The following is a 5,778-nucleotide window of genomic DNA, read 5'->3' as shown; positions in this document are numbered from 1 at the left end:
ATCAATCAGTGCCGCAACGGGTTGACGCTCGTCAACCACCCACAGGTGAGCAGCGGCGAAGAAGACATATCGAGGGCGCAGGAACCTGCGCCCGAGGTCGGCGCTCACGCGCCTTTCAGCAGAGTCATGACATCGACGGTACCAGCGAAGCTCGTCTACCGCGAAGACCGCCGACTGGTTCGATTTCAGGGCTGCCGATTGCATCGCGGGCAAGTGTGGCTCCGGTGTTCGCCCGGCCAGCGGAGCTAGTACTCGCAGTGCATCGGCGTTGTTGCTGCTCACACCGATGCCTCGCTCACCGTTATTGCGGTCAGTTGCAGTGGGGACCAGTCGCTTACGTCGCGAAGGAGCTGGCGGTCGTGGGTGGAGAGAACGACCGCTGCGCGGGTTGCGGCCAGAGCGTCTGTGAGTTCGTCTACGAGGGCGACCGAAAGGTGGTTGGTCGGCTCGTCGAGGAGCAGTACGTGCGGTTTGGTCGCAAGTACCATCGCCAGGTCGAGACGACGTTGCTGCCCCATCGACAGTTCACCGATCCGCTTGCTCGATTCACGCACGAAGAAGACCGAGGTGCGAGAGCCCGATTGCGTCCGACGAATCGAGGAGACCCGCCGTGACAAGCGCATCGAGGTGTGCGGAGAAAGCCTCACCGGCCCGCCGATGCAAAGGAAGATCGGTCTCCTGGCGCAAATATCCGAGACGGATGCCCGGTGGCCTCCGAACGAAGCCTGTACTGGGGTGCAGCTCGCTGGCGAGCACGCTCAGTAGCGTCGATTTCCCCGCCCCGTTGGGGCCGGTCACGACGAGCCGGTCGCCGCGAGAGAGGGCAAACGACACCTCACACGTCACGCGTTCCTTAGCGGTGATCTGATCTGCGCTCAACAACACGGAACCGGTATTCGGCAGGAGTTCAGGAAATCTGAACTGTTGCGGTGGTTCCGGCATCGTCACCGCGTGCGCTTCGAGCTGCTCCTGGCGGCGATGAACGCTCTGTACGAGCCCGCCTGCTCGGGTCGCGCGTCCGTGCTTGTTCGTACCCTTCTCCGGTCGCCCCCCGGACTGCAGGCGATTCTGGGCCGCGCTGAGACTGTCTTTCAGTCGGGCATGCTCGTCCTGTTGACGGTCGTACTCTTGTTCCCAGAGTGCGCCTTCGGCGAGTCGACCCTCGCGATATCCGGTATAACCGTTGCCGTACAGGCGGATCCGGTCATCGGGTGAGGGGTCGAGGTCCACGATGGTCTCCGCGATATCGGAGAGCAGTGCGCGGTCGTGGGTGACGACAACGACGCCTCCTTGGCGCTCCTCTGAAGAACCCGATCCCCACCCTGATGGCGATCGCTATCGAACCCTTCACGAACCCCAGGTCGCCCCTCCCGATATCCCCGGCAAGTCCGTCAATCTGCGGCCATGCGATGGGAGTCGTTCCGGCAGGGCAGCTCCCGCTTCAGCGCTACGAAGATCTATAGCACCAGTCGTGAGCCTTTCGGTAGCCTGATCTCCCGTCGTTCGGTGGGCAGGCTTGCCGCGGCACGGATGCTGCGGATGTCATCGGCAGTCAACGGCGCGGACAGATCGCGCTGGATGACCACGGTGCCGCCCCGATACGGAAATGCCTCCACGGTGGGCGGGAGCTGGGTTTCGTCGACGGGGAACTCTTGACCCAAATAGGTGCAGCTGCCGATCGTCGCACCGCCGGGCACGTAACTCTGAACCCGCGACTCAGCTCGCCGGTAGAGGACCGCTGTGGGGGCATCCCAGATATCAGTCAGCCCTTGAACGAGGTTCAATGCCAGTGTGATCCGAGATTCGTCGGCGAAAGTGCAGATGAAACTTCCCGTCCCTGAAGTGCCCCCGAAACCGGCCACCACGTGAATATCGCCGGCATTCGAGTACAGGCTTAGGTGTTGTGGGAGCGAGAGTGGATACATCCCACCGGTGGCGTGGCGTGATCGCCGCTTCTCGATCAATGTGGCTTCGATCGATTCTTCCGTCGGCGGCACCAGGATCTGCCGAACGTTCGAGGCGAGTATCTGCTCGACCGTCGCCTCGGGCGGGAGATCGTCGCCTACCGACTGATAGAGGTCGACACCGAAGACCGGGTCGATGTCGCGAAGTAACTGCAGCGAACGAACAACGAGAGCGGCGGTGACACTTTCGGATGCTGGCGGCCCCTCAGGCGAGATGGCTCTCAGGGTCAGTCCGTCCGTCATGGTTCGGCGCAGTGATGTCGACGGCATTTTCACTCCTTTCCGTCGCGGCTCAGGCGAATCGTTCGCTGATTTGCGGGTCGCATATTCGGTAGCCGAGTAGGCGCATTGCGTTTCACAATTCGATCACCAGTGCCTGCAGAGGTTTTCATCGCGCCCGCACGGTGGTAACCAGCTCGTCTCCCATTGCCGCCAGCACGACACTACGATCACCCAGATCGAACACTGCAGTGACAGGTTTGCCGTCACCCACAGTGTCGACGGTAAGCGCTTCGATCCTGTGCCCTACTATCGCCCGAAACTCAGAATCGTCCCCCGCATCGAACACCGTCCATTTTCCGTATTCAGCTACATACCCCGCATTCTCAGCGCCGAGTTCGCGATCGCCGCCGACACCCCCATCCTCGAACGGGTCGAGCCACGGACCTTCCCGGCACACCAATTCTTCTCCGTCAGGGCCCGCGTCGAACACGAAAGCCTCCCGACCAGCAACTGTCACCTCGACCGGACCGTTCCACGACTGGATCACATTTCCGAGAACGTAGTAGACGCGCCTGACCCCGGTGATCCGCTCACCGACAACACACCGCCGAATATGGGTGAGCGAAAGCTGTTCTGACACCCTAATTTCTCCCTCGAATCCAGCCGTCGAAGCGTGGGCGCGTCCAGTCGATCGTGGCGTGCCGGTGGGTATTTTCATCCGAGTGTTTCGGTGCTTCGGCGTTGCGCCTCGTACTTCGCGGCGTCGGCAGCGAAACGTTCAGCATCGGCACGAGAGAGGGCGGTGGTCTGCCCGCAATGTGCGCACGCCATGAAATCGTGTCCGTGCCCGAACGGGAAAATCGGGAGGAAGAACAGGGCGAACCACGTACGCCGGCGATGCAGCCGCTGCGCCGCAGTGACCCGGCACAGGTGACAGGTAAAGAACAGTGCCGCGATGAAGGTTGTTTTCGTGCGTGTTCCGAAGATCAGCATCCGATTTCTCCTCTGGTGAGCAGCGAACATGCTCCGCCCCAGTACTTTTCAAGACCACCTAGCAGTGGTTACTACGCGTGCGTATCCCCGGCGTCGGCGTCATCGGTGGTATCGACGACGTCGATGTCGAGGGCACCGTCGGGACGGCGGCGAATGAGATCGACGGCAACGGAGGCGACGGCGTAGTCCACCAGCGCCCCGTCCTCGGTGCGGCAATGCAGCGAGAAGTACACGATCCCGTCCACCACACGGTGTGTCTGGGCTTGGACGCGGAAATCGCCGCCCAACACCAGCCCAGCGCGATACAACGTCATCGGCCCGTCCGGAAGCCCCGGCAGGAGCGGGATTTCCTCGATACCGCCGTCTGGGAGCATCCCGTCGACGCCATAGACGATCGGATGCCCGTCCGATTCCTTCGACACCACTGCCAACGGCATCGACGCCACGTTGAACAAGATTCTGGGCGCACCACATAGAAGGGCATCGATGACAAGGGAATCACCTTCTGCGCCGAAGGAAACTCCAATGACACGAATCTCCTGCCCCGTGACCATCCGAGGCGCGTGAACTTCCAGGTCGAGGGCAGGCATACTCGGCCAGGGCTTGCTTTCGACCAGCATCAGTTCACTCCTAGGAAGCGTGCGCCTTTGTTCAACGCGTTCTGGTAGGCGTTGTCGCCCTGGATCTTCTTGATCAAAGACTGGGGTGCGCCTTCGAATTCTTGGGTGTTGAAGTTGTAGTAGTACTTCCCACCGCGATCATCCTGCAAGTGCATCTGTCCAGCCCGCACGCCTGGGGCAGGGTTTTCGATATCGATCCGATAGTACGGGCCGTTCGGTGGAATCTTGTCGGTCATGGTTCTGCTGCCGGGTAGTTGTGTTCCGCTCTGGCCTAGCATCTCCCCATTGGGTGCGGTTTGCGCGCTAGGACTCGGTTTCGGGGTACTGCCCGAATTACCGGAAGTCCCATTCCCGGAGCGGCGGGCCTCGAAGTTGGTTGCGATGTCGGGGGCGACCTCGGCCATCCCAGCACCCGCGAAGGCGGCGCCGCCTGCGATCGCCGCGGCACCAACAGCGTTGAGCGCCAACCCGGCCGGTAGTCCGATACCGGTCGCATCGAGCAAGACGCCCCCGCCCTCCACCGTGCCGCCCAGACCGGCCAGGATCATTCCACCGACAATCGATGCGGCGGCGGCCGGATTGTCGAGCATCGCCTGCGCGAAGGCCCCGGCAGCGTCGCCGGTGACATCGAGGGCTTCGTCGCCGAAATCCCAGACGTTGTCCCATACCCGCCGCGCCAGACCCGGTTCGTCCTCCTGTTCACTTGTCTCGCGTTCGACTTCGAGTATTTCGCGGTCGATGGCCGCCTGCTCGGCCGCTGCTGCGGCTTCCTGGTTCGCGTGCTCCTGCTCAGCGGCCATCGTGTCCAGAGCCTGCGTGGTGGGCACGTTCGTGACCTCCAACCCTGCATCGGCCGAATCACCAGGTTTGGTGTAGTTGTTGGTGGTGCCGTCACCTTGATCGACGGTCATCGGGGCATCCGGCTTGATCGTCTCCGGGTTCGGCACATACGCCGAGTGCCCGTCATCGGGGGTGCCCACCACCGCGATACCGCCCGACTGTCCCGTGATCGCTTCCTGCCCGTTCGACAGTTCGACCGCAGAGATCTGATGCCCGGTAGCCTCGTTGGTGCCGCCGTCTAGGCCGTCCGCGAAGATCGGATACAGCACATCCGGACCGGGCTCGATGTGCTGAACCAAGGTGGTTCCATCGTCGGCGACCTCGTACCATGTCGGCACCGGACGGCCCAGAGCGTCGTACGCCCACGGCGGAGCCTCGTGCGAGACCACGGCGCCGTTCACGTCGAGGATGTCAGCGGAGCCGTCTGCGTTGACACGCATATGACCACCCGGGGGAACCTTCTTCGGGAAGAAGTACTCACGAGGTGATTCCGGCCCGTTGAGAAGATCGAACGTCTGCTCCGCACCGCCAGGCCACACCACCGTCAATTCCTCGTACCCCGGACGGAAGATTCCACCCGATCCGAGACCGCTCATCGACGTCTGCGGTAGCGGAGTGACCTTCCCGCTCTCACGCGCACTGAACGGTCCGGGCCTCCCCCGTACTCCGATACCGGCGGCAGTGAAACCTGCGGCGCCGACCAACACAAGTTCGAGGTAGCGGTCGCGTCCGTTATCGTCGTCGAGCCCCGAGGTCGCCACCGTCGGAGTCGATTCCGGCTGTCCGGGAACAGCATTCGGTGACGCTGCAGGGAAGGGTCCGAGGCCGCGATCGGGGGTGGTTCCCTCACCCGGGATGGGGTTGAGCGTGGATGTGGGTGAGGGAACCTGCGGCGGCGACGCATCAGGGGGTGCGCCGGCACCGTTCTCCGAGGTCGGGGACTCGGAAGCAATAGGCGGAACCTCGATCGTAGGAACTGGGACGATGGGCGTGCCGTTGTAGGTGGGGAAGTTCGTCGGAGCATTCGCGCCGACGTTCGGGCCACCGCCTGGAGCCTGCGCGCCGGGGAGCCCGACCGTGGTCGTCGGCGCAGCTGTCGCCGTCGTGGACGGCGCACTCAGGCACGGGTTGATGATCTC

Annotated in this window: 5 protein-coding genes and 2 pseudogenes; all 7 read right to left on the bottom strand. The window is 62.9% G+C overall.

Annotated features, from left to right (window positions below):
• A partial coding sequence (locus tag AC1DVN_RS30695; protein WP_477994810.1) for a hypothetical protein occupies positions 1-282 on the bottom strand: 282 nt, incomplete at its 3' end.
• Positions 279-1,296: pseudogene (locus tag AC1DVN_RS30690) on the bottom strand (ATP-binding cassette domain-containing protein); the annotation flags it as partial. The pseudogene AC1DVN_RS30690 and the gene AC1DVN_RS30695, both read right to left, overlap by 4 nt.
• 161 nt (positions 1,297-1,457) lie before the next feature.
• The gene (locus AC1DVN_RS30685; RefSeq protein WP_477848230.1) at positions 1,458-2,234 is read right to left on the bottom strand and encodes a hypothetical protein; all 777 of its coding nucleotides are present in this window, start codon (positions 2,232-2,234) and stop codon (positions 1,458-1,460) included.
• 118 nt (positions 2,235-2,352) lie between these two features.
• Positions 2,353-2,826: a hypothetical protein gene (locus tag AC1DVN_RS30680; protein WP_477848228.1), complete on the bottom strand. Its 474-nt coding sequence runs from the start codon at positions 2,824-2,826 to the stop codon at positions 2,353-2,355.
• Positions 2,827-2,900: 74 nt separating this feature from the next.
• Entirely contained in the window at positions 2,901-3,179 is a 279-nt protein-coding gene (locus AC1DVN_RS30675) for a zinc-ribbon domain-containing protein (protein ID WP_477848226.1), read from the bottom strand.
• Positions 3,180-3,250: 71 nt separating this feature from the next.
• On the bottom strand, positions 3,251-3,799 hold the full coding sequence (locus tag AC1DVN_RS30670; RefSeq protein ID WP_477848224.1) for a hypothetical protein: 549 nt from the start codon (positions 3,797-3,799) through the stop codon (positions 3,251-3,253).
• Positions 3,799-5,778, bottom strand: a pseudogene (locus AC1DVN_RS30665) (hypothetical protein); the annotation flags it as partial. The gene AC1DVN_RS30670 and the pseudogene AC1DVN_RS30665, both read right to left, overlap by 1 nt.

It is taken from the genome of Rhodococcus sp. P4_E4 (assembly GCF_056401575.1).
This window is presented reverse-complemented; position numbering and strand designations above follow the sequence as displayed.